Source organism: Enterobacter sp. BIDMC93, from assembly GCF_001037805.1.
Classification (GTDB): domain Bacteria; phylum Pseudomonadota; class Gammaproteobacteria; order Enterobacterales; family Enterobacteriaceae; genus Enterobacter; species Enterobacter hormaechei_C.
The window spans coordinates 3,557,565-3,581,153 of record NZ_KQ089962.1 but is presented as its reverse complement, the minus strand read 5'-3'; the positions used below and the strand labels follow the sequence as shown (position 1 = coordinate 3,581,153).

Genomic DNA, 23,589 nt, shown 5'->3' with positions numbered 1-23,589 from the left:
ACGCTTACCCGGCCTACGTTTGCATCGCTGTTGCCGGGTGGCGCTGACGCTTACCCGGCCTACATTCGCATTGCTGTTGCCGGGTGGCGCCGTTCGAGCCGTTGTAGGTCGGGTAAGGCGAAGCCGCCACCCGACTTTTTTATTTGCTGCACACCTCACACCCGGGATTACGCATCAGCTTCATCTCGCGGAACTGGCAGGTCATCGCGTCATACATCACGATTTTACCCGCTGCGGGCGTGCCGTAGTGCGCCAGCACTTTGATCGCCTCCATCGCCTGCAAGGAACCGATAACGCCAACCAGTGGCGCCATCACGCCCGCCTCGACGCAGGTCAGCGCATTCTCGCCAAACAGACGGCTCAGGCAGCGGTAGCAGGGCTCTCCTTCAGCGTAGGTGAAGACGCTGATTTGTCCCTCCATGCGGATGGCCGCGCCGGAAATCAGCGGCGTTTTACGGGCAAAGCAGCCCGCATTGAGCTGGTTGCGAATGGCGACGTTATCGGTGCAGTCCAGCACCAGGTCATGCCGTGCAATCTGGGCAAACAGCGCGTCGTCATCCAGCATCGCGTCAATCAGGGTGAACTGAACGTTGGGGTTAATGCGCGCCAGCGCCGTGCGTGCTGATTCCACTTTAGGCTGACCGACCGTCGCGTCGCTGTGCAGCGTCTGGCGTTGCAGGTTGGACACCGACACGGTGTCGAAATCCAGCAGCGTCATGCTGCCGACGCCCGCCGCAGCCAGATATTGCGCTGCCGCGCAGCCCAGCCCGCCAAGACCCACAACCAGCACGCTGGCCGCCTTGAGCGCTTCCTGGCCCTCGAAATCAAACCCGCGCAGCACGATCTGGCGGTTATAGCGCATCATCTCCGGGTCGCTCAGTTCCACCGTCATGTCAGCCTCCGAACAGGTGGTTAAAGCGTTCTACTTCAACCCATTCGCCCGCCTCAACGTGGCCGCGATCGCGCTCCAGCACGATAAAGCAGTTCCCCTGACTGAAGGAGCTAAAGATGTGTGAACCCTGATGCCCGGTGGTGCTCACCTCCAGCTCGCCGTCGGCGTTGCGCGCCAGAATGCCGCGCTGGAAATCGAGACGGCCCGGTGATTTTTTGAGGCGCGTTGCCGCCCGTACGCGCACACGTTCCGGCAGCGGGCTGGCATTGTTGCCTGAAAGCTTCGCCAGCAGCGGGATCACCAGCTGGTAGAAGGTCAGCGCGGCAGAGACCGGGTTACCCGGCAGGCCACAGAACCAGCTGTGCGGAAGCTTGCCAAATGCGAACGGTTTGCCCGGTTTAATCGCCAGCTTCCAGAAGGCGATTTCACCCAGCTCTTCAAGCAGGATTTTGGTGTAATCCGCTTCGCCAACCGAAACGCCGCCGGAGCTGATCACCACGTCGGCAGAGGCGTCAGCGTCGATAAACGCCGCGCGCAGTTTTTGCGGATCGTCAGGAATGATACCGAGGTTAATCACCTCGCAGCCCAGCTGCTCAAGCATCAGGTGCACCGCCAGACGGTTGGTGTCGTAAATCTGCCCCTCGTTCAGCGGCTGACCCGGAAGCTGTAGCTCGTCTCCCGTGGAGAACACCGCCACGCGCACTTTGCGGACCACGTCAATCTCCGCGATGCCAAGCGATGCCAGCACCGGCAGTTCGGCGACCGTCAGTTTTTGCCCGGCGGCAAAGACCGTTGCGCCCAGGGTAATGTCTTCCCCGATATGGCGGATATTCTGTCCCGCTTTGACGCTGGCGGTAAAACGCACGCCGTCGTCCGTTTGTTCGGTCTCTTCCTGCATCACCACGGCTTCACAGCCCTTTGGCACCGGCGCGCCGGTCATAATGCGCACGCAGGTGCCCGCTGGCCACTCACCGTTGAACGGCTGCCCGGCAAACGCTTTACCTGCCACCGGCAGCGGCTGACCCGTTTGCAGATCCGCCAGACGTACGGCATAGCCGTCCATCGCCGCGTTATCGAACCCCGGCACGTTCAGCGGCGAGACGATATCGCGCGCGGCAATACGGCCAAAACAGCGTACAAGCGGCAGTGTCTCAACGTCGTGCAGTGGAGTAATGCGGTCAAGCATCTGCGAGAGTGCCGTCTCAAGCGGCATCAGTCCGGCGGTAAAATCCATGGTGGGCTCCTGCGGAGTAACAACGAAAGCGCTCATTATGGCAGAAAAGTGCGGCTAACTGTATGACCCGATGGGTGTACGCTTTACATCACAGTTGCGTCTTTCTATATTCAAAAATCATCTGAAGATTCGTCGACGATAATGATATTTATAGAAAAAGCAGCCAGCCAGGCTGATGGGTGATGCGAAATGAGTAAAGCGGTTATCGCAATTCATGGCGGTGCCGGGGCAATCACCCGTGCACAGCTCAGTCCCGAGCAGGAGAAGCGTTATATTGATGCGCTGAACGCCATTGTGGAAACAGGCCAGCGGATGCTGGAAGCGGGCGACAGCGCGCTGGACGTGGTGACCGAAGCAGTACGTCTGCTGGAGGAGTGCCCGCTGTTTAATGCCGGTATTGGATCGGTCTTTACGCGCAATGAAACGCACGAGCTGGATGCCTGCGTGATGGACGGCGTCACCCTGAAGGCGGGCGCGGTAGCGGGCGTCAGCCGTCTGCGTAATCCGGTGCTGGCCGCGCGTCTGGTGATGGAACAAAGCCCGCATGTGCTGCTGGCCGGGGCGGGGGCGGAAAAATTTGCCGTCGAGCACGGGATGGACACGATCTCGCCCGATCTTTTTTCCACCGAGGAGCGTTACCGGCAACTGCTGGAGGCCCGTACAGCGGGGATGACGCAGCTGGACCATGCCGCGCCGCTCGATGAACGCAGCAAAATGGGCACGGTAGGCGCGGTGGCGCTGGATAAAGCCGGTAATCTCGCCGCCGCGACGTCGACAGGCGGTATGACCAACAAACTTCCCGGTCGCGTCGGCGACAGCCCGCTGCCGGGGGCCGGGTGTTACGCCAATAACGCCACCGCGGCGGTGTCATGCACCGGCACCGGCGAAGTGTTTATCCGCGCGCTGGCGGCCTACGACATTACCGCGCTAATGGATTACGGCGGATTAAGCCTGAGTGAGGCCTGCGAGCGGGTAGTGATGGAGAAACTGCCGGCGCTGGGCGGGATTGGCGGCTTAATTGCGGTGGATCGGGAGGGCAACGTGGCTCTGCCGTTCAACAGTGAAGGGATGTACCGGGCGTGGGGGTATGCCGGCGATGCGCCCAGCACAGGCATTTATCGTGAATAAGGGGGCATTGCGTGCCGCACCGTGAAGAGCTGGACAACTGCGAAGTGCTGGCTGTCCACCAACTGAATATTGCGTTTCAGGAAGAGCGGCAGTTCATCCCCGCAGTACAGAATTTATCGTTTTCGCTCAGGCGCGGCGAGACGCTGGCGATTGTTGGCGAATCAGGTTCCGGTAAATCCGTTACCGCGCTGGCGCTGATGCGTCTGCTTGAGCAGACGGGCGGGCAGGTCACCAGCGAGCGGATGCTGTTGCGCCGTCGCAACCGTCAGGTTATCGATCTCAACGAGCTGAGTGCGTCCCAGATGCAGGGGGTGCGCGGGGCAGATATTGCGATGATTTTTCAGGAGCCGATGACCTCCCTGAACCCGGTTTTTCCGGTGGGCGAGCAGATTGCCGAATCTATCCGCCTGCATCAGGGACTGAGCGGTGATGAGGCGCTCAACGAAGCAAAACGGATGCTGGAGCTGGTGCGTATCCCTGAGGCGCACGCGATTTTGTCCCGCTATCCGCATCAGCTTTCCGGCGGCATGCGCCAGCGGGTGATGATTGCGATGGCGCTGTCGTGCCGTCCGGCGGTGCTCATTGCGGACGAACCCACCACGGCGCTGGATGTCACCATTCAGGCCCAGATCCTGCAACTGATTAAGGTATTGCAGCAGGAGATGGAGATGGGGGTGATTTTCATCACCCATGATATGGGGGTGGTGGCGGATATTGCCGATCGGGTGCTGGTTATGCATCAGGGCAATGCCGTGGAAACCGGCACGGTGGAGCAGGTCTTTCATGCGCCGGTGCATCCTTATACCAAAGCGCTACTGGCGGCGGTCCCGCGTCTGGGGGCCATGAATGGCAGTGATTTTCCGCGCCGTTTTCCGCTGTTCTCACAGACCGAACAGGGCCAGCAGGAAGACGAAACCGAGCAGGATACGGTGGTTCCCGGCAGGCCAATCCTCGAAGTGCGTGACCTGGTGACCCGTTTCCCGCTGCGTAGCGGGATCCTCAATCGCGTGAAGCGCGAAGTGCATGCGGTTGAAAACGTCAGTTTTGATCTCTGGCCGGGCGAAACGCTGGCGCTGGTGGGGGAGTCCGGCTGCGGTAAATCCACCACCGGGCGGGCGCTGCTCAGGCTGGTGGCGTCGCAGGAGGGGAGCATCACCTTCAACGGTGAGCGCATCGACACGCTCCCTAACAGTAAATTGCAGGCGGTGCGCCGGGATATTCAGTTTATATTCCAGGATCCTTATGCGTCGCTCGATCCGCGCCATACGGTGGGGTACTCGATTATGGAGCCGCTGCGGGTGCATAACCTGCTCGACGGTGAAGCCGCGCAGCGCCGCGTCGCATGGCTGCTGGAGCGCGTGGGCCTGAAGCCGGAGCATGCCTGGCGTTATCCGCACGAATTTTCTGGCGGTCAGCGCCAGCGTATCTGCATTGCGAGGGCATTGGCCCTCAATCCGAAAGTGGTGATTGCGGATGAGTCCGTGTCAGCGCTGGATGTCTCTATCCGCGCGCAAATCATCAATCTCCTGCTCGATTTACAGCGGGATTTGGGCATTGCGTTTCTGTTTATCTCCCACGATATGGCGGTGGTGGAGCGGATCAGCCATCGCGTGGCGGTGATGTACATGGGGCAAATTGTTGAAATCGGCCCCCGTCGGGCGGTGTTTGAAAACCCGCAGCACCCTTACACCCGCAAGCTGATGGCTGCCGTACCGGTTGCCGATCCTGAGCATCGTCACGCCCAGCGCGTGCTGTTGCAGGACGAAATGCCGAGCAATATTCGTAAACGGGGCGAAACCCTGGAGCGCGTGGCGCTGCGTGAGGTGGGACCCGGTCATTTTGTCGCACCACCGCGTCAGGGCAATGCATTCTCGCGGTTATAACTTACAACAGGCAGGAGAACACAATGGTTCCTTTTGTTGCTCGTAAATGGCTGCTGGCCGCGAGCGTGACGGCTGCGCTGGCCGCCGCCCCCGCGTTCGCGGCGAAAGATGTGGTGGTGGCTGTGGGGTCTAACTTCACGACCCTGGATCCGTATGATGCCAACGACACTCTTTCTCAGGCGGTGGCAAAATCCTTCTACCAGGGGCTGTTCGGCCTGGACCGCGAAATGAAGCTGAAAAACGTGCTGGCGGAAGGCTATACCGTGTCGGACGACGGGCTGGTCTATACCGTTAAGCTCCGTACCGGCGTGAAGTTCCAGGATGGCACCGACTTCAACGCCGAGGCGGTTAAGGTCAACCTGGATCGTGCCAGCAATCCGGAAAACGGTCTTAAACGCTACAACCTGTATAAAAATATCGCCCAAACCGAGGTGGTTGATCCGGCGACGGTGAAGATCACCCTCAAAGAGCCGTTCTCGGCGTTCATCAATATCCTGGCGCATCCCGCGACGGCGATGATTTCCCCCGCCGCCCTGAAAAAATACGGCAAAGAGATTGGATTCCACCCGGTGGGGACCGGACCGTACGAACTGCTCACCTGGAACCAGACCGATTTTGTGAAGGTGAAAAAATTCGCCGGATACTGGCAGCAGGGGCTGCCGAAGCTGGATACCATCACCTGGCGGCCGGTAGTGGACAACAACACCCGCGCCGCAATGCTGCAAACCGGCGAAGCGCAGTTTGCCTTCCCGATCCCGTACGAACAGGCGGCGCTGCTGGCGAAAAACAGCAAGCTGGAATTGGTGGCCAGCCCGTCGATTATGCAGCGCTACATCAGCATGAACGTCACGCAGAAACCGTTTGATAACCCGAAGGTGCGTGAAGCCATCAACTACGCCATTAACCGCCAGGCGCTGGTGAAGGTGGCCTTTGCCGGCTACGCCACCCCGGCGACGGGCGTGATGCCGCCAACCATTGAGTACGCGCAAAGCTATCAGCCGTGGCCTTACGATCCGGCGAAAGCGCGGGAACTGCTGAAAGAGGCGGGCTATCCGAACGGCTTTAGCACCACGCTGTGGTCGTCGCATAACCACAGTACCGCACAGAAGGTGCTGCAATTTACCCAGCAGCAGCTGGCGCAGGTGGGCATTAAAGCCAGGGTTACGGCGATGGATGCCGGACAGCGAGCGGCGGAAGTGGAAGGCAAAGGACAGAAAGAGAGCGGCGTGCGGATGTTCTACACCGGCTGGACGGCTTCAACCGGAGAAGCGGACTGGTCCCTGTCGCCGCTTTTTGCTTCCCAGAACTGGCCGCCAACGCTGTTCAATACCGCGTTCTACAGTAATCCGCAGGTGGATAAAGATCTGGCCGATGCCCTGAAAACCACCAAACCGGAAGAGAAAGCACGCCTGTACAAAGAGGCGCAGGACATTATCTGGAAAGAGTCGCCGTGGGTGCCGCTGGTGGTGGAAAAACTGGTCTCAGCCCACAACAAAGCGCTGACCGGTTTTTACATCATGCCGGATACGGGCTTTAGCTTTGATGACGCGGATTTGAAATAAAACTCATGCTGAATTATGTGTGTAAACGCCTGCTGGGGCTTATCCCGACGCTGCTGATTGTGGCCGTGCTGGTGTTTTTGTTTGTCCATATGCTGCCCGGCGATCCGGCGCGTTTGATTGCCGGACCGGAAGCGGATGCGACGGTTATTGAACTGGTGCGTAAACAGCTCGGTCTTGACCAGCCGCTGTACAGGCAATTTCTGCGTTACATTGGCAATGTCCTTCAGGGCGATTTCGGCATCTCAATGGTGTCGCGTCGTCCGGTGTCGGAGGAGATTGCCAGCCGCTTTATGCCTACCTTCTGGTTAACGATTGCCAGTATGAGCTGGGCGGTTGTCTTTGGCCTGGGCGCGGGGATTGTCGCCGCCGTCTGGCGCAACCGCTGGCCGGATAAGCTCGGTATGGCGCTGGCGGTCACCGGCATCTCTTTCCCGGCGTTTGCGCTGGGCATGCTGCTGATGCAGATTTTCTCCGTCGAGCTGGGCTGGTTGCCGACCGTCGGGGCCGACACCTGGAAGCACTACATTCTGCCCTCTATGACGCTAGGCGCGGCCGTTGCGGCGGTTATGGCCCGGTTTACCCGCGCCTCGTTTGTCGACGTGCTGAGCGAAGATTACATTCGCACCGCGCGGGCAAAAGGGGTGAGTGAGAAATGGGTCATTCTGAAGCATGGTTTTCGTAATGCGATGATCCCGGTGGTCACGATGATGGGGCTACAGTTCGGCTTCCTGCTGGGGGGCTCTATCGTGGTTGAGAAGGTCTTTAACTGGCCGGGGCTGGGGCGCCTGCTGGTCGACTCGGTCGATATGCGTGACTATCCGGTTATTCAGGCTGAAGTCCTGCTTTTCTCGCTGGAGTTTATTCTTATCAACTTAGTGGTGGATGTGCTTTACGCCGCCATTAACCCGGCCATCAGGTATAAGTAAGATGCGATTACTGAACTGGCGTCGCCAGGCCATTTTAAACGCTATGCCGGGGATCAGGCCGGACCATATTCGCACCCCGTGGGTTGAGTTCTGGCGTCGATTCCGTCGTCAGCCCGTCGCTATGGTCGCCGGGTTGTTTGTGTTACTGCTGATCCTGGTGGCGATTATCGCCCCCTGGATAGCCCCGTTTGATGCGGAAAACTACTTCGACTACGACCGGCTGAACGATGGTCCGTCGATGATGCACTGGTTTGGCGTGGACTCGCTCGGGCGCGATATTTTTAGCCGCGTGCTGGTAGGGGCGCAGATCTCACTGGCGGCCGGGGTCTTCGCGGTGCTGATGGGCGCAGCAATTGGCACCGTGCTGGGGCTGGTGGCCGGGTACTACGAAGGCTGGTGGGACCGCATCATCATGCGTATCTGCGACGTGCTGTTTGCCTTTCCCGGTATTCTGCTGGCGATTGCCGTGGTGGCGGTGATGGGCAGCGGCATGGCGAACGTCATTATCGCCGTGGCGGTATTCTCGATTCCCGCTTTCGCGCGTCTGGTACGTGGCAACACGCTGGTGCTGAAGCAGCAGACCTTTATCGAGTCGGCGCGCAGCATGGGAGCCAGCGATGCCACCATCCTGTTGAGCCATATTCTGCCGGGAACGGTCTCGTCTATCGTGGTCTATTTCACCATGCGCATAGGCGTGTCGATTATCTCGGCGGCCAGCCTGTCGTTTCTGGGGTTAGGGGCACAGCCGCCGACGCCGGAGTGGGGCGCGATGCTGAACGAGGCGCGGGCGGATATGGTGATTGCGCCACACGTGGCGATCTTCCCGAGCCTGGCGATTTTCCTGACCGTGCTGGCGTTTAACCTGCTGGGGGATGGGCTGCGCGACGCGCTGGATCCGCGGATAAAAGGGTAGTGCTGTGGAATGTGCCGGGTGGCGGCTACGCCTTACCCGGCCTACAAAAGGGAAGCAGGGTGTTTAAACCCGGCTACCCCACAGGTCATACTCATCCGCGTTTTCAACCTTCACGCGAATAATATCACCCGGCTTAACCTGTGTTTCGCCGTTCAGGTACACCGCGCCGTCGATTTCAGGCGCATCCGCCATGCTGCGGCCAATCGCGCCTTCTTCGTCCACTTCGTCGATAATCACCAGAATTTCGCGGCCCACTTTCTCCTGCAAGCGTTCAGCAGAGATCTGCTGTTGCAGCTGCATAAAGCGGTTCCAGCGCTCCTCTTTTACCTCTTCCGGTACCTGGTCCGCCAGCTCGTTGGCCGTTGCGCCTTCAACCGGGCTGTACTTGAAGCAGCCGACGCGATCCAGACGCGCCTCTTTCAGGAAGTCGAGCAGCATCTGGAAATCTTCTTCGGTTTCACCCGGGAAGCCGACAATAAAGGTGGAGCGCAGGGTCAGATCCGGGCAGATCTCACGCCACTGCTTGATGCGCGCCAGCTGGCGATCCACGGAGCCAGGACGTTTCATCAGCTTCAGAATACGCGGGCTGGCGTGCTGTAGCGGGATATCCAGATACGGCAGGATTTTGCCTTCCGCCATCAGCGGGATCACATCGTCAACGTGCGGATAAGGGTAGACGTAGTGCAGGCGCGTCCAGATCCCGAGCTTAGCCAGCTGCTCGCACAGGCCGACCATGCTGGTTTTCACCGGCTCGCCGTTGTGGAAACCGGAGCGGTGTTTGACGTCCACGCCGTAGGCGGAGGTGTCCTGGGAGATGACCAGCAGCTCCTTCACGCCCGCGTCGGCCAGGCGTTTGGCTTCTGCCAGCACCTCGCCAATCGGACGGCTCACCAGATCGCCACGCATCGACGGGATGATGCAGAAGGTACAGCGGTGGTTGCAGCCTTCGGAAATTTTCAGGTAGGCGTAGTGGCGCGGCGTCAGCTTCACGCCCTGTTCCGGCACCAGGCTCAGGAACGGGTTGTGCTTTGGTTTGGGGACGTAGTGATGAACATGTTCCAGCACCTGCTCGTAGCTGTGCGGGCCGGTGATCTCCAGCACTTTCGGGTGCACTTCGCGGATCTGATCCACCTTCGCGCCCAGGCAGCCGGTGACAATCACTTTGCCGTTTTCCGTCAGGGCTTCACCAATGGCTTCCAGTGACTCCTGGACCGCGCTGTCGATGAACCCGCAGGTGTTGACGATCACCATGTCGGCGTTGTCGTAGCTTGGCACCACGTCATAGCCTTCAGTGCGAAGTTCAGTCAGGATGCGTTCGGAGTCCACCAGGTTCTTCGGGCAGCCGAGGGAGACAAAGCCGATTTTCGGCGGGTGCGTAACATTGCTCATAGGTTAAAAATTCATCAATTATGGAGTTATCAGGGCGGGATTTTACAGCGTATCGCGGGGGATTTATACACTCTTGATGGCGCAGTTGAGGCGGGCAATCGTTGTAACATTGTAAAGAATGTTAATCAGTTATCGTTTATTGATCTCAGGCATTACATTGTACAAAAAATGACCTTATCCTTAATAAGGTAACATGGCTGACAGGGGAGGAAATAGCATGTCCGTTGACAGACTGAAACGCGATCTGCTTAACAAGCTGATCAACGCCCGAATCGACCTGGCCGCATATCTGCAACTCCGCAAGGCGAAAGGGTATATGTCAGTCAGCGAAAGCGAAAATCTGCGTGATAACTTCTTTGAACTTTGCAATTTCATGCGTGAAAAAGCACCCATCCTGAAAGCGCACTGCGCTGAAAGCGAATTAGTGGCGCTGCGCCGCGCCGCCGAGGTGCTCTCCATCGCCGGGGTCTGTTTGATGAACGGACGTCACGACTGCCCGAATTTTATTGCCGTTAACGCGGAGAAGCTTGAAAACTGCCTGACCACGCTCGCGCTTTGCATCATGTGTCTGAACAAGCCGGAAACGCTTGCCCGGCACTGAACCCGGGGGAGGCAACTCCCCCTTCTGATTAAGCTTTTGTAAAAGTGGTAACGCACCCGGGAACAGTGGCTAATCTTTAAGCCATATGTCGATAAAGGAGTGCGTTATGCCTCGATCCTCGCTGATTTTCCTTCCAGTCTTGTTATTCCCGCTTTCACTGCTTGCAGCGCCTGAGACGGTTAAGGTCGACGTGCTACAGACAAAACTGGATCACCCCTGGTCGCTGGCGTTTCTGCCAGATAACAAGGGGCTGCTCATCACGCTCAAAGACGGGCAGCTTAAGCACTGGCAGGCAGGAAAAGGGCTCTCCGATCCGATTGTCGGCGTGCCGAAAGTGTGGGCGAGCGGCCAGGGCGGACTGCTGGACGTCGCGCTGGCCCCGGATTTTGCACAGTCACGGCGGGTCTGGCTCAGCTTCGCCGAGGCAGGTAATGATGGCAAAGCGGGTACCGCCGTGGGCTACGGGCGGTTGAGCGATGACCTTTCGCGCATTGAGGGCTTCCAGGTGGTGTTCCGACAGATGCCGAAGCTCTCTACCGGCAACCACTTTGGCGGACGGCTGGTGTTCGACGGCAAAGGCTATCTCTTTATTGGCCTGGGTGAAAACAACCAGCGCCCGACGGCGCAGGAGCTGGACAAGCTTCAGGGCAAGGTGGTGCGCCTGACGGAGGACGGAAAAGTGCCGCCGGATAATCCGTTTGTGAACACCGCCGGTGCGCGCCCTGAAATCTGGTCCTATGGCATTCGCAACCCGCAGGGGATGGCGATGAATCCGTGGAGCGACACGCTGTGGCTCAACGAACACGGACCACGCGGTGGGGATGAGATTAACATTCCTGAGAAGGGCAAAAACTACGGCTGGCCCCTGGCGACGCACGGGATCAATTACAGCGGCCTGAAAATCCCGGAAGCGAAAGGCGAGCACGTCGAGGGCACCGAAAAGCCGTTGTTTGTCTGGAAAGTATCGCCCGCCGTCAGCGGCATGGCGTTCTACAACAGCGACGTCTTCCCGCAGTGGAAAAACAAGCTGTTTATAGGCGCGCTGAAGGAGAAAGACGTCATCGTGCTGAGCGTGAAGGGCAATAGCGTGACGGAGGACGGACGCATTCTGGGCGATAAAGATCAGCGTATTCGCGATGTGCGCGTCGGGCCGGATGGCTATCTGTACGTGCTGACTGACGAGACGGACGGGCAACTGCTGAAAGTCAGCCCGTCCAGGTCGTAATCAGGTCACCGGGATCATCACCACGTTGCGATACGCCGGGCGCTCGCTAAGCTGCTGGATCCAGCGCTCCAGGTGAGGGCGCGGGCTCCAGCTAAGACCCATGTTAGTGAGGTTCCAGACGAAGGGGGCGACGGCGATATCGCCCACGCCGAAGGTGTCGCCGGAGAACCAGGCGTGCTTCGCCAGTTCGTCGTCCATCATCGCGAACAGGGATTCGCAGGCGTCCTGGGCGGCATGAATGGCGGGATAATCACGTTCGGCTTCCGGCGTGCGGACAAGCCCCATCAGGATCACCCGGTGCGTGGGGGAAAGCGTCTGGTTTGCCCAGTCCATCCATTTTTCGCCCTGCGCGCGCCGGGCCGGATTTTCCACCCACAGGCGACCCTGGCCGTATTGCGCGGCGAGATAACGCACGATGGTGTTGGACTCCCACAGCGTGGCGTCTGTCTCGTCATCGCGCAGCAACGGCACCAGTCCGTTTGGGTTCATCGCCAGATAGTCGGCGTCTTTATTCACCCCGAACGCCATGCCAGCCATGATTTGGTTGAACGGTAAATCCAGCTCCTCCAGCGTCCAGAGCACTTTCTTCACGTTAGTCGAATTGTTCCTGCCCCACAGCGTAATCATATTTACTCCCGATGAGATGTGAATCCGAGTCAGCTTTTCGCCATGGTGAGATAAACCTAACAATTACGCAACAGATGCTAAAAAAAACGCCGCAATCAAAGCGTATCTGAATGTTATTGCATAAACTTTAAAAACTTTACCTGGAACAGGTTTCTTTGAACGCTGTAGTGCGCTATTACTCATCGCTTCTTGCGACACGGTGATTGTGACGTGATTTTTAGAATGGACACTCGGGTGGCATTTATGACGCAAAAAACTTCTTCTCTGCGCAGCCTGGCGGCAGGCTCGGCGCTGCTTTTCCTTTTTGCCCCAACGCTCCATGCGGCGGAACAGACGGCGCCCGAAGCGCCGCCTGTCGATGCGCGCGCCTGGATCCTGATGGATTACGCCAGCGGGAAAGTGCTGGCGGAAGGTAACGCCGACGAAAAACTCGACCCGGCGAGCCTGACGAAAATTATGACCAGCTATGTTGTGGGCCAGGCGTTGAAAGCGGGCAAGATCAAGCTGGATGACATGGTCACCGTCGGCAAAGATGCCTGGGCGACGGGTAACCCGGCGCTGCGCGGCTCGTCCGTCATGTTCCTGAAGCCCGGCGATCAGGTCTCCGTTTCCGATCTGAATAAAGGGGTCATTATTCAGTCGGGAAATGATGCCTGTATTGCGCTGGCCGATTACGTCGCAGGCAGTCAGGACTCATTCATTGGGTTGATGAATGGCTACGCGCAAAAACTGGGTCTGACCAACACCACCTTTAAAACCGTTCACGGCCTGGATGCGCCCGGTCAGTTCAGTACCGCGCGCGATATGGCGCTGCTGGGCAAAGCGCTGATCCATGACGTGCCGGATGAGTACGCCATCCATAAAGAGAAAGAGTTTACCTTCAACAATATCCGCCAGCCTAACCGTAACCGTCTGCTCTGGAGCAGTAACGTTAACGTGGACGGCATGAAAACGGGGACGACCGCCGGGGCCGGATACAACCTGGTGGCTTCTGCGACGCAGGGCGACATGCGCCTGATCTCGGTGGTGCTGGGGACGAAAACCGACCGCATTCGTTTTAATGAATCCGAAAAACTGCTGACCTGGGGTTTCCGCTTCTTTGAAACCGTCACGCCGATTAAGCCGGACGCCACCTTCGTCAGCCAGCGCGTCTGGTTTGGGGATAAAAGTGAAGTGAACCTGGGGGCAGGTGAAGCGGGGTCCGTCACCATTCCACGCGGTCAGCTGAAAAACCTGAAAGCCAGCTATACCCTGACCGAGCCACAGCTGACCGCGCCGTTGAAAAAAGGCCAGGTGGTCGGGACGATAGATTTCCAGCTTAACGGCAAATCCATTGAGCAGCGTCCGCTGGTGGTGATGGAAGCGGTGGAAGAGGGGGGCTTCTTCAGCCGGATGTGGGACTTTGTGTTAATGAAGTTCCACGGCTGGTTTGGCAGCTGGTTCAGCTAGGTTTTTGCCGGGTGGCGCTGCGCTTACCCGGCCTTCGTTCGAGCTGTTGTAGGCCGGGTAAGCGAAGCGCCACCCGGCATAACCTCAATACATCAACTTCACCTGCTGCGCCTTTGCATACGACACCAGCTCGTCATCCGGGCGGCAATCACTGACGATGGCGTCAAAGCGCGACAGTTCCCCCATCCTTGCCGGACGGACCTTGCCAAATTTACTGTGATCAACCACCAGCACATGCTGCTGTGCGGCGTTGAGCGCCCACTGTTTCACCGGTAACTCTTCAAGATTAAAACAGGTTGCCCCCTGTTTCACATTCACACCCGCCGCAGAGTAAAAGGCGATATCCGGGCATACATTGCTCAGCGTGTCCTGAATATTCAGCGGTTTGAAGATGGCGTTGCTGGCATGAAACTCGCCGCCGCACAAAATCACCCGGCACGCCGGTTTCTCCTGCAAGGCCAGGAAGGTGTTTAGCGAATAACAGACGGCGGTAAAGGGAACGGTGCTGTCGATGGCCTCGATGATCCACGGGGTTGTCGTACCGCAGTCAAAAAACAGCGTTTGATGCGGCTGCACCAGCGAGGCGGCGAGCCGCGCGGCTTTGCGCTTCTCTTCCACCAGGCGTGTTTTTTGATCGCTTAACAGATAATGGCTGGCGCTACGCGGCTCCAGAACAATATACCCGCCAAGCAGCACAACGGGGGCGCTGTCGCTGTTCAGATCGCGACGAATGGTCATTTCAGACACGCCAAGCAGGGTAGCGGCTTCCTTAAGATGCAGCTTATCGCTGCGCTTCAGCGCCTGAAGCAGCTGAGCAATGCGGTCATCGCGACGTGTTTCCATAGATCCTCGGGCTAAAAAAGTGAGCCCCCGCAGGGCGGGGGCTCAAGTGTAACCTGACGGACCGGGGTTAGTCACGTATCCAGCCTTTGCGGATCGGAAGGGCAAACAGAACGCGATAGGCCTGTGATAATCCACGATAAAGCGCCGGACCAAAGAGGCTCCACAGGATGGCTGCGCTGACGCAGCCCATCAGCCCCACCAGGAAACCGCCGACCATATCCAGCGGCCAGTGCACGCCCAGGTAGACGCGGGACCAGGCGATGGCGACCGCCACCCCCATCAGCACCATGCCAGACCACAGGCGATGCCAGAACAGGAAGGCCAGCGCAAAGGTGAAGATCACCGTGCCGTGATCGCTCGGGAACGAGTCATCCGGCGCATGGTGCAGGAAGTTGTAGCCGACGCGATCGACAAACGGACGATCGTGCGGAAAGGCGTGGCCCAGCACGTAGCTTGCCAGCACGCTCACGCCGATCGCCATCGCCATTTTGATCACCAGATGGCGCTGGGCGGTGACCTGTGTACGAGGTCCCCATAACCAGAGGATCACCGCCAGCGCCGGTACAATGCTGATCACATCTTTCGCAATGAAGGTGGCGAGATCGATCATCCATTCCGGTGATGCTGGCGTGGCGTTGAGCAGGTAAAACAGTTCGTAGTTCAGATTTTCTAACATAATCTCGTTACTCTTTAGCAAACCAGGTGGAAACCAGCCCGTAAACCAGCACCTGGGAAAACCAGACCCACCACCCGGCCCACAGGTTGTGAGAGAAAAAATGCGCGCCGCGCATGACCTGCCCGAATCCCATCAGCAGCCCCATAACAACGCCTAACGCGACAAAGGACCATGCCAGGCGCGGACGTTCACGCCAGAAGGCAAAAAACAACCCCATCACCATAAACCCGCTTGAGGCGTGGCCGCCGGGAAAGCAGCGTCCCGGTCCGCTGTCTGCCGGAACGGCGCTGAACAGGGGATACGAGACGGCTTTGCCGCCATACTCCACCAGATCCCACGGACAGCTGTGGTGGCTTATGCTTTTCAGCACCCCAACTACCAGCGCCCCCAGCCCCATCAGAAGCGCGGCCGTCACCAGCCGGGCATTGCGTTTGTAAGCGCCGTAAATCAGCGATGCGGCAGCCAGCGCAATGGTCACATATTTCGCCAGCCGATGGTTCAGCAGATCCAGCAGCGGGTTTTGCTGTAGCGGGAAATGGTGCGTCGCCGCGTCATACCAGAAGCCGGTTATCCATCGGTCAAGCGATTCATCGCGCGAAAGCCAGGTAAAAAGCAGCGCAAGGACGATCAGCCCGAAAAGCTGATAACCATAAAAGCGGGCAGAAAAACGGTAAAGGCTTTTTGTCTTATTTGTCGGTAACTTAGATAATTCTGAAGGGCTGACGGCGTGTGTCATAGTTTCGGTCAATAACGTGAAATAGCACTATCATAGGGAGGGCAACTTAAGGAAACCTTAAACAACAACGATAAGTGCCTTATTTCTGTGTTTTCACGTGATTATGCTATCTCAGACAGCGGCAATTCATTACACTCATCGCGATTTTTTCATACTAAAGAGATTGCATGATAAACCGTTCTTCTTCCGGTAATCGTCTGGGTCGTCAGGCGTTACTTTTTCCTCTGTGTCTGGTGCTTTACGAATTCTCTACCTACATCGGCAACGACATGATCCAGCCAGGCATGCTGGCTGTGGTTGAGCAGTACAACGCAGGTATTGAGTGGGTACCTACATCCATGACCGCCTATCTGGCGGGCGGCATGTTTTTACAGTGGCTTTTAGGGCCGCTGTCGGATCGTATTGGCCGCCGCCCGGTGATGCTGACGGGCGTGGTGTGGTTTATCGTCACCTGTCTCGCCACGCTGCTGGCGCAGAACATTGAGCAATTCACGCTGCTGCGTTTCCTTCAGGGCGTGAGCCTGTGCTTTATTGGCGCCGTGGGCTACGCCGCTATTCAGGAGTCGTTTGAGGAGGCGGTATGTATCAAAATAACCGCGCTGATGGCGAACGTGGCGCTGATTGCGCCGCTTCTGGGGCCGCTGGTGGGAGCCGCATGGGTCCACGTTGCGCCGTGGGAAGGGATGTTCGTCCTCTTTGCCGCGCTTGCGGCCATCTCTTTCTTTGGGCTGCACCGTGCGATGCCGGAGACCGCCACCCGCCTGGGCGAAAAGCTCTCGCTTAAAGAGCTGGGGCGTGACTATAAGGCGGTGCTGAAAAACGGTCGTTTTGTCGCGGGCGCGCTGGCGACGGGCTTTGTCAGCCTACCGCTGCTGGCGTGGATTGCCCAGTCGCCGGTCATTATCATCAGCGGCGAACAGCTTAGCAGCTATGAGTATGGCCTGTTACAGGTGCCGATTTTTGGCGCGCTGATTATCGGTAACCTGGTGCTGGCACGTCTGACGTCCCGCCGTACCGTGCGTTCGCTGATTATTATGGGCGGCTGGCCCATTGCGGCAGGGCTGATTATCGCGGCGGTGGCGACCGTAGCCTCGTCCCATGCGTACCTGTGGATGACGGCGGGGCTGAGCATTTACGCGTTTGGTATTGGCGTGGCGAATGCTGGCCTGGTACGCCTGACGCTGTTCGCCAGTGAAATGAGTAAAGGCACGGTGTCTGCCGCGATGGGTATGCTGCAAATGCTGATTTTCACCGTCGGTATTGAGGTGAGCAAGCATGCCTATGCTTTCGGCGGTAACGGACTGTTCAGCCTGTTTAACCTCGCCAACGGCGTGCTGTGGATTGCCCTGATGGTGGTATTCCTGAAAGACAAACGCGTCGGAAACGCCCTGCAACCGTAATTCTTATTCCCTCTCCCCCGTGGGCGAGCTCGGGACAGTCCCCTCTCCCTGTGGGAGAGGGTCAGGGGGAGGGCACCAGAGCGCACGGAATCAATTAAACGGCGCCCTCCCATCCAGCACCCTATCAATTACGTCCAGCACCCCTTCGTCATTATTGTTCGGCGCTTCATAGCGGGCCACCGCCTTAATGTGCGGTCTGGCATTGGCCATCGCGAAGCCATACCCTGCCTGGCGCAACATCTCCACGTCGTTACCGCTGTCGCCAAAGGCCACCACTTCACTGTCCTCAATGCCCCAGCGCGCTTGCAGGATCCGCAGGCCGTTAGCTTTGTGTACGCCGGGGATAATCAGGTCGATACTGCCGTGTCCCGTGGTCACCGGCACCATGATGTCGCCAAGCTTCTCATGCAGCAGCGCCTGAATGCGCGGAATTTCGTCGTCAGAGACGTTTAGCCCGAATTTGAAGAAAATATCGTTGAGGTTGTCAAAGCTGCTGACGCTTTCAAGGCGGTGATAGTATTTCGCAGCAATCTCTTTGAAGAGGTCGTTATACGTTTTCAGCGTGTAGGCGCTGTTTTTTCCGCAGGCAATTATCTCAATGCCGGGCACGTCGTTTAACAGGGTGGCGACGGTCAGAAAATGCTCTTTCGACAGTTCGCCGTTAAACACGTCTTCGCCCGCATCCACCACCCAGCCGCCGTTTTCGGCGACGAAGGCAATTTCATGGGCGATCTCCGGGAAAAATGAGATCAGCTGGTAGTACTGGTTTCCGCTGGCGACCACAAAACGGATGCCTTGCGCTTTCATGCGCGCGTACTGCGCCAGAAAACGCGCGCGGTTATAGGTTTTCGCATCGCTCAGGAAGGAGCCATCCATGTCGACTGCAATCAGTTTAACGCTCATATCCCTTCTCCATTGACGTTGTTTCTGCTTCCGGTTTTGCCACCGCTCGCGCCACCAGGGCGGCAATAATGACTAACCCTAATACCACCAGCATCGCGCTGCGTAACCCGTAGTGCTCACCGAGGAATCCAAGCAGCGGCGGGCCCACCAGGAAAGCGAGGTAGCCCGTGGTCGCCACGACGCTCACGCGCGTCGGCGCGTCGGGGCCGGTATCGCTGGCAGCGGAAATGGTCAGCGGGAAGCCAAGGGAGGCGCCCAGTCCCCACAGGATCACCGACACGCCGGCAATCCAGTCCACATCCACAAAGATAATCATCGCGATGCCCAGCCCACCCAGCAGGGCGCTGGCACGGACGACAGCCACGCGGCTGTAACGGTCGATAAACCAGCCCCCGGTAAAGCGTCCGACGGTCATGCCGAGCGTAAACCCGGCGTAAATCAGCGAGCCGGAGGTGGGGCTAAATCCGTGCCCGTCCACCATCAGCAACGGTAGCCAGTCGTTGGCGGAGCCTTCAGCAAACGCCATCGCCAGTACCACCACGCCAATCAGCATCAGCTGGAAATCGCGATAGAAGGGCAACCCTTTTGCCGCAGACTTCTGTTCGTCCGAGGCATTTTGTCCTGTGCCTGCGGGAATAGCCCTGATGCCGGTGAGGATCGGGATAATGCAGACCAGCGCCGCGAGTAAAATGTGCACATTGGCCGCAATGCCCAGCGCCGTCAGCGCCATCCCTATGCCCGCGCCCGCCAGCGTGCCGAGGCTGTAAAAGCCATGCATCATCGGCAGCACCGTTTTGTTCATCGCCTGTTCAACGGCGGCCCCCTCGACGTTAATGGCCACTTCCGCCGCACCAAAGCTGCCGCCAAATACCATCAGGCCAAGGGCAAACATCAGCGGCGAGGCGAACCACAGCGCCACGCTCAGACCGAGCATACCTACCAGTGCGCAGCACATGGTGGTGCGGATCACCGCGCGCGTGCCAAAGCGCTTCACCAGCCAGGCCGAGCAGAGGATGCCGCTCATCGAGCCAATCGACAGGCCAAACAGCACGATCCCCATCTCCGCCGTCGAAACGGATAGCGTATCGCGGATTGCCGGGGTGCGCGTTGCCCAGGAAGCCATCAGCAGCCCGGGGATGAAGAAGAACATAAACAGCGCCCACATGCGCAGATGCAGGGCTTTGCGAGGAGAAGTTAGCGTCATTGGGATCAGCACCAGAAGTACAACAATAGCGACAACACTAGCAACTTTGTGTACATTTGTACATAAACCGGATGAGGATTTTATGAGCAGACCACCGAACGACCCTAACCGCCGCGAGAAGATACTCCAGGCGACGCTGGACACCATTGCTGAGCACGGTATTCATGCCGTCACGCACCGCAAAATTGCCACCTGCGCAGGCGTGCCGCTGGGGTCGATGACCTACTATTTCGACGGGATGGAGTCGCTTCTGGAGGAGGCATTCACGTGGTTTACGCAGCAGATGTCTCAGCAGTACCGGGATTTCTTCGCGGGGGTTACGGGGCGCGAGAGGGCGTGCGAGGCCATTACCACGCTGATCCACAGTTCAGCCGTGACCACGCCACACAATATGGCGCTGATGTATCAGCTGTACGCGTTTATGCACCGCAGCGCCGCGCTGAAAACGGTGATGCAGGACTGGATGAAGATGAGCCAGGCTACGCTGGAGCAGTGGTTTGATCCGGCCACCGCCCGCGCGCTGGATGCGTTTATCGAGGGGATGACGCTGCATTTTGTGACCGATCGGTCGCCGTTAACCCGGGAGGAGATCCGGGTGATGGTGGGGCGGATTGCAGGCGAGGATACCGTCTGATAGCACTCGCCCCGGCTACGCTTACTGTCGGGAGATTTTTTTCCCGCTGGCGTCAACGACGACTTCGCCATCTTCCTTTGTAAATGCCCCTTTTTGCGCGTCCGGAAGGATGTCGAGAACGACTTCAGAAGGACGGCACAGACGGGTGCCCAGCGGTGTCACCACAATCGGACGGTTAATCAGGATGGGGTATTGCAGCATGAAATCGATAAGCTGGTCATCGGTGAAATTTCCCCCGGCAAGGCCCAGTTGCTCATAAGGCTCGACGTTTTTGCGCAGCAGATCGCACACGGAAATCCCCATGTCTGCAATCAGCCTGGTCAGTTGATCGCGTGACGGCGGGTTTTCCAGATAGAGGACAATCTCTGGTTCCGTACCGCTGTTGCGGATCATCTCCAGCGTATTGCGCGACGTGCCGCAGGCGGGGTTGTGATAAATGGTGATGTAGCTCATATCAGTGACTCATTATGGTGTGAAGGAGAGACGTAGCGCGAGTGCGGCGAGCGTCACAAAGAGAACCGGCAGGGTCATTATGATGCCCGTCCTGAAGTAGTAGCCCCAGGTAACAGTCATGTTTTTCTGTGCCAGCACATGGAGCCAGAGCAGGGTAGCCAGACTTCCTATGGGGGTAATTTTCGGCCCCAAATCGCAGCCAATCACGTTAGCGTAAATCATCGCCTCTTTAACCAACCCTGTTGCAGCACTACCCTCAATGGAGAGCGCGCCAATCAGCACCGTTGGCATATTGTTCATTATGGATGACAGGAAGGCGGTGATAAATCCGGTTCCCAGCGTGGTGACCCAGAGTCCGTATCCGGCTAAGTGATCAAGAACGCCTGAAAGAGACTCCGTCAGCCCGGCGTTGCGCAGGCCATACACCACCAGATACATCCCCAGCGAGAAGATAACAATTTGCCACGGCGCGCCGCGCAGCACTTTTCCAGTGTTAATGGCGTGCCCGCGTTTAGCAACGGCAAACAAAATCAGCGCGCCAGTTGTTGCGATAGCGCTGACCGGGATACCCAGAGGTTCAAGCACAAAGAAACCGACAAGCAGTAGCAGCAGCACGATCCAGCCCGTTCTGAACGTTGGCAGGTCGTGAATGGCCCGTACGGGCTCGCGGAGTTTTGCCTGGTCATATTCGGGGGGAATTTCTTTTCGGAAGAACAGATGCAGCATCACCAGCGTTGCGGCAATCGCAGCGATATCAACCGGGATCATCACCGAGGCGTATTCGCTGAAGCCCAGCTTAAAGAAGTCCGCCGACACAATGTTGACCAGGTTGGAGACAATCAGCGGCAGGCTGGCGGTATCGGCGATAAATCCCGCCGCCATCACGAACGCCAGCGTAGCCTGCTTGCTGAACCCCAGCGCCAGCAGCATAGCGATGACGATAGGGGTGAGGATCAGCGCCGCGCCGTCATTGGCAAACAGCGCCGCCACGGCTGCGCCCAGCAGCACGATCCAGGTAAACAGCAATCGCCCGCGACCGTTTCCCCAGCGGGCAACGTGCAGCGCGGCCCACTCGAAAAAGCCGGACTCATCCAGCAGCAGGCTGATAACGATAACCGCGATAAACGTTGCCGTCGCATTCCAGACGATATTCCACACCACAGGGATATCGTTAATGTGGATAACGCCGCTCATCAGCGCCAGCGCGGCGCCAATGGTAGCGCTCCAGCCGATGCTGAGCCCTCTGGGTTGCCAGATGACCAGCACCAGTGTGAATAAAAAAATCCCTCCTGCCAGAAACATCTTTTACTCCATTATATCTGTTATTGTGAATATGTTTTGGTCAGCACGAGCCCGGAAGTCGGTTTTTCAGCTTCATACGCGTCTCTTCCCGCAGGCAGTTCCAGCTGGTGTCGATAACGGTTGCCGCCCATGCAGGCATGTTGGGAGAGAGACGGTAGTAGATCCACTTACCCTCGCGACGGTCGATGGCCAGCCCGGCCTCGCGCAGTAAGGCCATGTGGCGGGAGACTTTCGGCTGCGGCTCGTTGGTAGCGGAGCAGAGATCGCAGACGCACAGCTCGCCCGCTTCACGCAGAAGCATGACGATGGAGAGGCGCGTTTCGTCGGAGAGGGTTTTGAAGAGCTGAACGGGGTGAAGCATCGGATGATCCTGCGTACATTCATATGTGTTAAATCATATATGTTTGCAGAGCGAGGAGAAAGCGAAAATGGCAAAATGAGCAAGTTTCAGGCAACAAAAAACCCATTTATGTAAGCGGGTTAGTGAAAACAATGACTTGCAAATTAATCAATGAGTTAGGTTAGTGGTAAGGAGTGGCGATTAGGGGGCAATGCCAACCGCTGCCGCCACTTTGTCGCCACTTGGCAGGGTGGCCAACGGGTTGAAGCGCAGGGCTGTTTCAAGGTGATCAGGGGCCAGGTGAGCATAGCGCATGGTCATTTTTATGTCGTGATGACCGAGGATTTTCTGCAGGGCAAGGATGTTGCCGCCAGACATCATGAAGTGTGCTGCGAACGTATGGCGCAGAACGTGGGTAAGCTGGCCGCGAGGAAGCACGATGGAGGTTTTGTCCATCACAGACAAAAACTGGAAGTAGCAATCCGTAAAGAACTTGAAGCCGTCCAGGGCAATGATTTCCTCATACAGCTCTTTGCTGATCGGAATACTGCGGTTCTTCTTGCCTTTGGTCCTGACGAATGTGATCCGGTGTTTGGTGACCTGAGAGCGGGTCAGGTTCACAGCTTCGCGCCAGCGTGCACCAGTGCTCAGGCAAATTTTGACAACCAAAGCGAGAAGGGAGCTTTGGCGATTGCAGTCATAGAGTAGTTCAGTTATTTGCTCATGCGTTAGCCAGGCCATTTCTTTTTCGGCAATAGTGAACTTACGCATGTTCTCCAGCGGGTTCGGTGCTGTCCATTCTCCGAGTCGGGCCAGCTCGCTAAAAACGCCACTCAGATAGCTTTGTTCGAGGTTGATTGTTACCGGGCTGGCACCTTTCTTCCACTTCTCACTGAAATAGATTTCACCCGTCAGGCGTTTGTCACGGTAATGCGCGAACAATTTCGAGCTAAGATTAGTAGCAAGAGGATTTCCGAGTGCATCGACCATCAGGACCAGCTTGTCGTAAACATGTTCACCAGCGGTCAGAGATTTGCCGTGCAGTTTGAACCAGAGTTCAACAACGTCTTTCAAAGTCCGACGGTCTACCGATTCACCCAGCCAGGGCTTAGCCTCCGTCTCTTCCATCGTGTGACGTTCAAAAGCTAATGCTTCGCCTTTGGTGGCGAATTGCTTACGCACACGACGTCCACTACGTCCGGTGGGGTAGCATTCGCAAATCCATTTTCCTGTGTCGAGTTTTCGTACTGCCATAAAAAAGCCCTCATG

23 protein-coding genes are annotated in these 23,589 nt (G+C 57.7%); 10 read left to right on the top strand and 13 right to left on the bottom strand.

From position 1 onward, the window contains the following. Positions 1-139: 139 nt before the first annotated feature. Positions 140-892, bottom strand: a complete 753-nt coding sequence (moeB, locus tag SK58_RS16820) for a molybdopterin-synthase adenylyltransferase MoeB (RefSeq protein ID WP_023296178.1) — start codon at positions 890-892, stop codon at positions 140-142. Position 893: 1 nt separating this feature from the next. Continuing rightward, positions 894-2,126: a molybdopterin molybdotransferase MoeA gene (gene moeA, locus SK58_RS16815; protein WP_047746853.1), complete on the bottom strand. Its 1,233-nt coding sequence runs from the start codon at positions 2,124-2,126 to the stop codon at positions 894-896. 189 nt (positions 2,127-2,315) lie between these two features. Here moeA and iaaA point away from each other — a divergent pair, with 189 nt between their 5' ends. Genes iaaA through gsiD form a run of 5 tightly spaced genes read left to right on the top strand, consistent with a single transcriptional unit; the run spans position 2,316 to position 8,538 of the window. Further along, positions 2,316-3,254 carry a beta-aspartyl-peptidase gene (gene iaaA / locus SK58_RS16810; protein ID WP_048220243.1) on the top strand — a complete coding sequence of 313 codons (939 nt, stop codon included), beginning with the start codon at positions 2,316-2,318 and terminating at the stop codon, positions 3,252-3,254. A gap of 11 nt (positions 3,255-3,265) precedes the next feature. After that, the gene (gene gsiA, locus SK58_RS16805; protein WP_023296179.1) at positions 3,266-5,137 is read left to right on the top strand and encodes a glutathione ABC transporter ATP-binding protein GsiA; all 1,872 of its coding nucleotides are present in this window, start codon (positions 3,266-3,268) and stop codon (positions 5,135-5,137) included. A 23-nt stretch (positions 5,138-5,160) separates the two neighbouring features. Then, entirely contained in the window at positions 5,161-6,699 is a 1,539-nt protein-coding gene (gene gsiB / locus SK58_RS16800) for a glutathione ABC transporter substrate-binding protein GsiB (RefSeq protein WP_015571028.1), read from the top strand. A gap of 5 nt (positions 6,700-6,704) precedes the next feature. Beyond that, entirely contained in the window at positions 6,705-7,625 is a 921-nt protein-coding gene (gsiC, locus tag SK58_RS16795) for a glutathione ABC transporter permease GsiC (RefSeq protein WP_006809475.1), read from the top strand. 1 nt (position 7,626) lies between these two features. Continuing rightward, positions 7,627-8,538 carry a glutathione ABC transporter permease GsiD gene (gene gsiD, locus SK58_RS16790; RefSeq protein ID WP_039271244.1) on the top strand — a complete coding sequence of 304 codons (912 nt, stop codon included), beginning with the start codon at positions 7,627-7,629 and terminating at the stop codon, positions 8,536-8,538. Between the two features lie 63 nt (positions 8,539-8,601). Here the strand turns inward: gsiD and rimO are convergent, their stop codons facing one another. Beyond that, positions 8,602-9,927: a 30S ribosomal protein S12 methylthiotransferase RimO gene (gene rimO / locus SK58_RS16785; RefSeq protein ID WP_017693743.1), complete on the bottom strand. Its 1,326-nt coding sequence runs from the start codon at positions 9,925-9,927 to the stop codon at positions 8,602-8,604. Positions 9,928-10,144: 217 nt separating this feature from the next. On the opposite strand from rimO, the gene bssR reads away from it, so the two are divergent. Together bssR and SK58_RS16775 are read left to right on the top strand one after the other, a co-directional pair. After that, the gene (gene bssR / locus SK58_RS16780) at positions 10,145-10,528 is read left to right on the top strand and encodes a biofilm formation regulator BssR (RefSeq protein ID WP_032620009.1); all 384 of its coding nucleotides are present in this window, start codon (positions 10,145-10,147) and stop codon (positions 10,526-10,528) included. Between the two features lie 106 nt (positions 10,529-10,634). After that, entirely contained in the window at positions 10,635-11,753 is a 1,119-nt protein-coding gene (locus tag SK58_RS16775; RefSeq protein ID WP_017384889.1) for a PQQ-dependent sugar dehydrogenase, read from the top strand. Here SK58_RS16775 and SK58_RS16770 read toward each other — a convergent pair whose 3' ends face one another. After that, on the bottom strand, positions 11,754-12,380 hold the full coding sequence (locus SK58_RS16770) for a glutathione S-transferase family protein (RefSeq protein WP_017384888.1): 627 nt from the start codon (positions 12,378-12,380) through the stop codon (positions 11,754-11,756). It lies immediately after the preceding gene. 243 nt (positions 12,381-12,623) lie between these two features. Between SK58_RS16770 and dacC the strand changes: the two genes are divergently transcribed. After that, a complete protein-coding gene (gene dacC / locus SK58_RS16765; protein WP_023296184.1) occupies positions 12,624-13,829 on the top strand; it encodes a serine-type D-Ala-D-Ala carboxypeptidase in 1,206 nt (401 codons plus the stop codon). 84 nt (positions 13,830-13,913) lie between these two features. Here the strand turns inward: dacC and deoR are convergent, their stop codons facing one another. The 3 genes from deoR to SK58_RS16750 all read right to left on the bottom strand — a co-directional run bounded on the left by deoR (position 13,914) and on the right by SK58_RS16750 (position 16,084). After that, positions 13,914-14,672 (bottom strand): DNA-binding transcriptional repressor DeoR, encoded by a 759-nt coding sequence (gene deoR, locus SK58_RS16760; protein ID WP_017384886.1) that lies wholly within the window; start codon positions 14,670-14,672, stop codon positions 13,914-13,916. Between the two features lie 67 nt (positions 14,673-14,739). Beyond that, positions 14,740-15,348, bottom strand: a complete 609-nt coding sequence (ybjG, locus tag SK58_RS16755; RefSeq protein ID WP_015571025.1) for an undecaprenyl-diphosphate phosphatase — start codon at positions 15,346-15,348, stop codon at positions 14,740-14,742. A 7-nt stretch (positions 15,349-15,355) separates the two neighbouring features. Then, positions 15,356-16,084, bottom strand: a complete 729-nt coding sequence (locus tag SK58_RS16750) for a phosphatase PAP2 family protein (protein WP_032653080.1) — start codon at positions 16,082-16,084, stop codon at positions 15,356-15,358. A 167-nt stretch (positions 16,085-16,251) separates the two neighbouring features. Here SK58_RS16750 and SK58_RS16745 point away from each other — a divergent pair, with 167 nt between their 5' ends. Beyond that, the gene (locus tag SK58_RS16745; RefSeq protein ID WP_032608925.1) at positions 16,252-17,484 is read left to right on the top strand and encodes an MFS transporter; all 1,233 of its coding nucleotides are present in this window, start codon (positions 16,252-16,254) and stop codon (positions 17,482-17,484) included. Between the two features lie 90 nt (positions 17,485-17,574). Here the strand turns inward: SK58_RS16745 and SK58_RS16740 are convergent, their stop codons facing one another. Then, complete coding sequence (locus SK58_RS16740; protein WP_045327996.1) at positions 17,575-18,387, bottom strand: Cof-type HAD-IIB family hydrolase; 813 nt, start codon at positions 18,385-18,387, stop codon at positions 17,575-17,577. After that, positions 18,377-19,591: an MFS transporter gene (locus SK58_RS16735; protein ID WP_047063417.1), complete on the bottom strand. Its 1,215-nt coding sequence runs from the start codon at positions 19,589-19,591 to the stop codon at positions 18,377-18,379. The genes SK58_RS16740 and SK58_RS16735 overlap by 11 nt, the downstream gene beginning before the upstream one ends. An 82-nt stretch (positions 19,592-19,673) precedes the next feature. Here SK58_RS16735 and SK58_RS16730 point away from each other — a divergent pair, with 82 nt between their 5' ends. Beyond that, positions 19,674-20,225 carry a TetR/AcrR family transcriptional regulator gene (locus tag SK58_RS16730; RefSeq protein ID WP_015571021.1) on the top strand — a complete coding sequence of 184 codons (552 nt, stop codon included), beginning with the start codon at positions 19,674-19,676 and terminating at the stop codon, positions 20,223-20,225. A gap of 21 nt (positions 20,226-20,246) precedes the next feature. On the opposite strand, the gene arsC is transcribed toward SK58_RS16730, so the two are convergent. The 4 genes from arsC to SK58_RS16710 form a co-directional block, all read right to left on the bottom strand. Then, on the bottom strand, positions 20,247-20,678 hold the full coding sequence (arsC, locus tag SK58_RS16725) for a glutaredoxin-dependent arsenate reductase (RefSeq protein WP_015571020.1): 432 nt from the start codon (positions 20,676-20,678) through the stop codon (positions 20,247-20,249). A 12-nt stretch (positions 20,679-20,690) separates the two neighbouring features. Beyond that, the gene (locus SK58_RS16720; RefSeq protein WP_039271233.1) at positions 20,691-21,980 is read right to left on the bottom strand and encodes an arsenic transporter; all 1,290 of its coding nucleotides are present in this window, start codon (positions 21,978-21,980) and stop codon (positions 20,691-20,693) included. 40 nt (positions 21,981-22,020) lie between these two features. Continuing rightward, positions 22,021-22,341, bottom strand: a complete 321-nt coding sequence (locus SK58_RS16715; RefSeq protein WP_015571018.1) for a metalloregulator ArsR/SmtB family transcription factor — start codon at positions 22,339-22,341, stop codon at positions 22,021-22,023. Between the two features lie 180 nt (positions 22,342-22,521). After that, complete coding sequence (locus tag SK58_RS16710) at positions 22,522-23,574, bottom strand: phage integrase (protein WP_048220242.1); 1,053 nt, start codon at positions 23,572-23,574, stop codon at positions 22,522-22,524. Positions 23,575-23,589 lie beyond the last annotated feature (15 nt).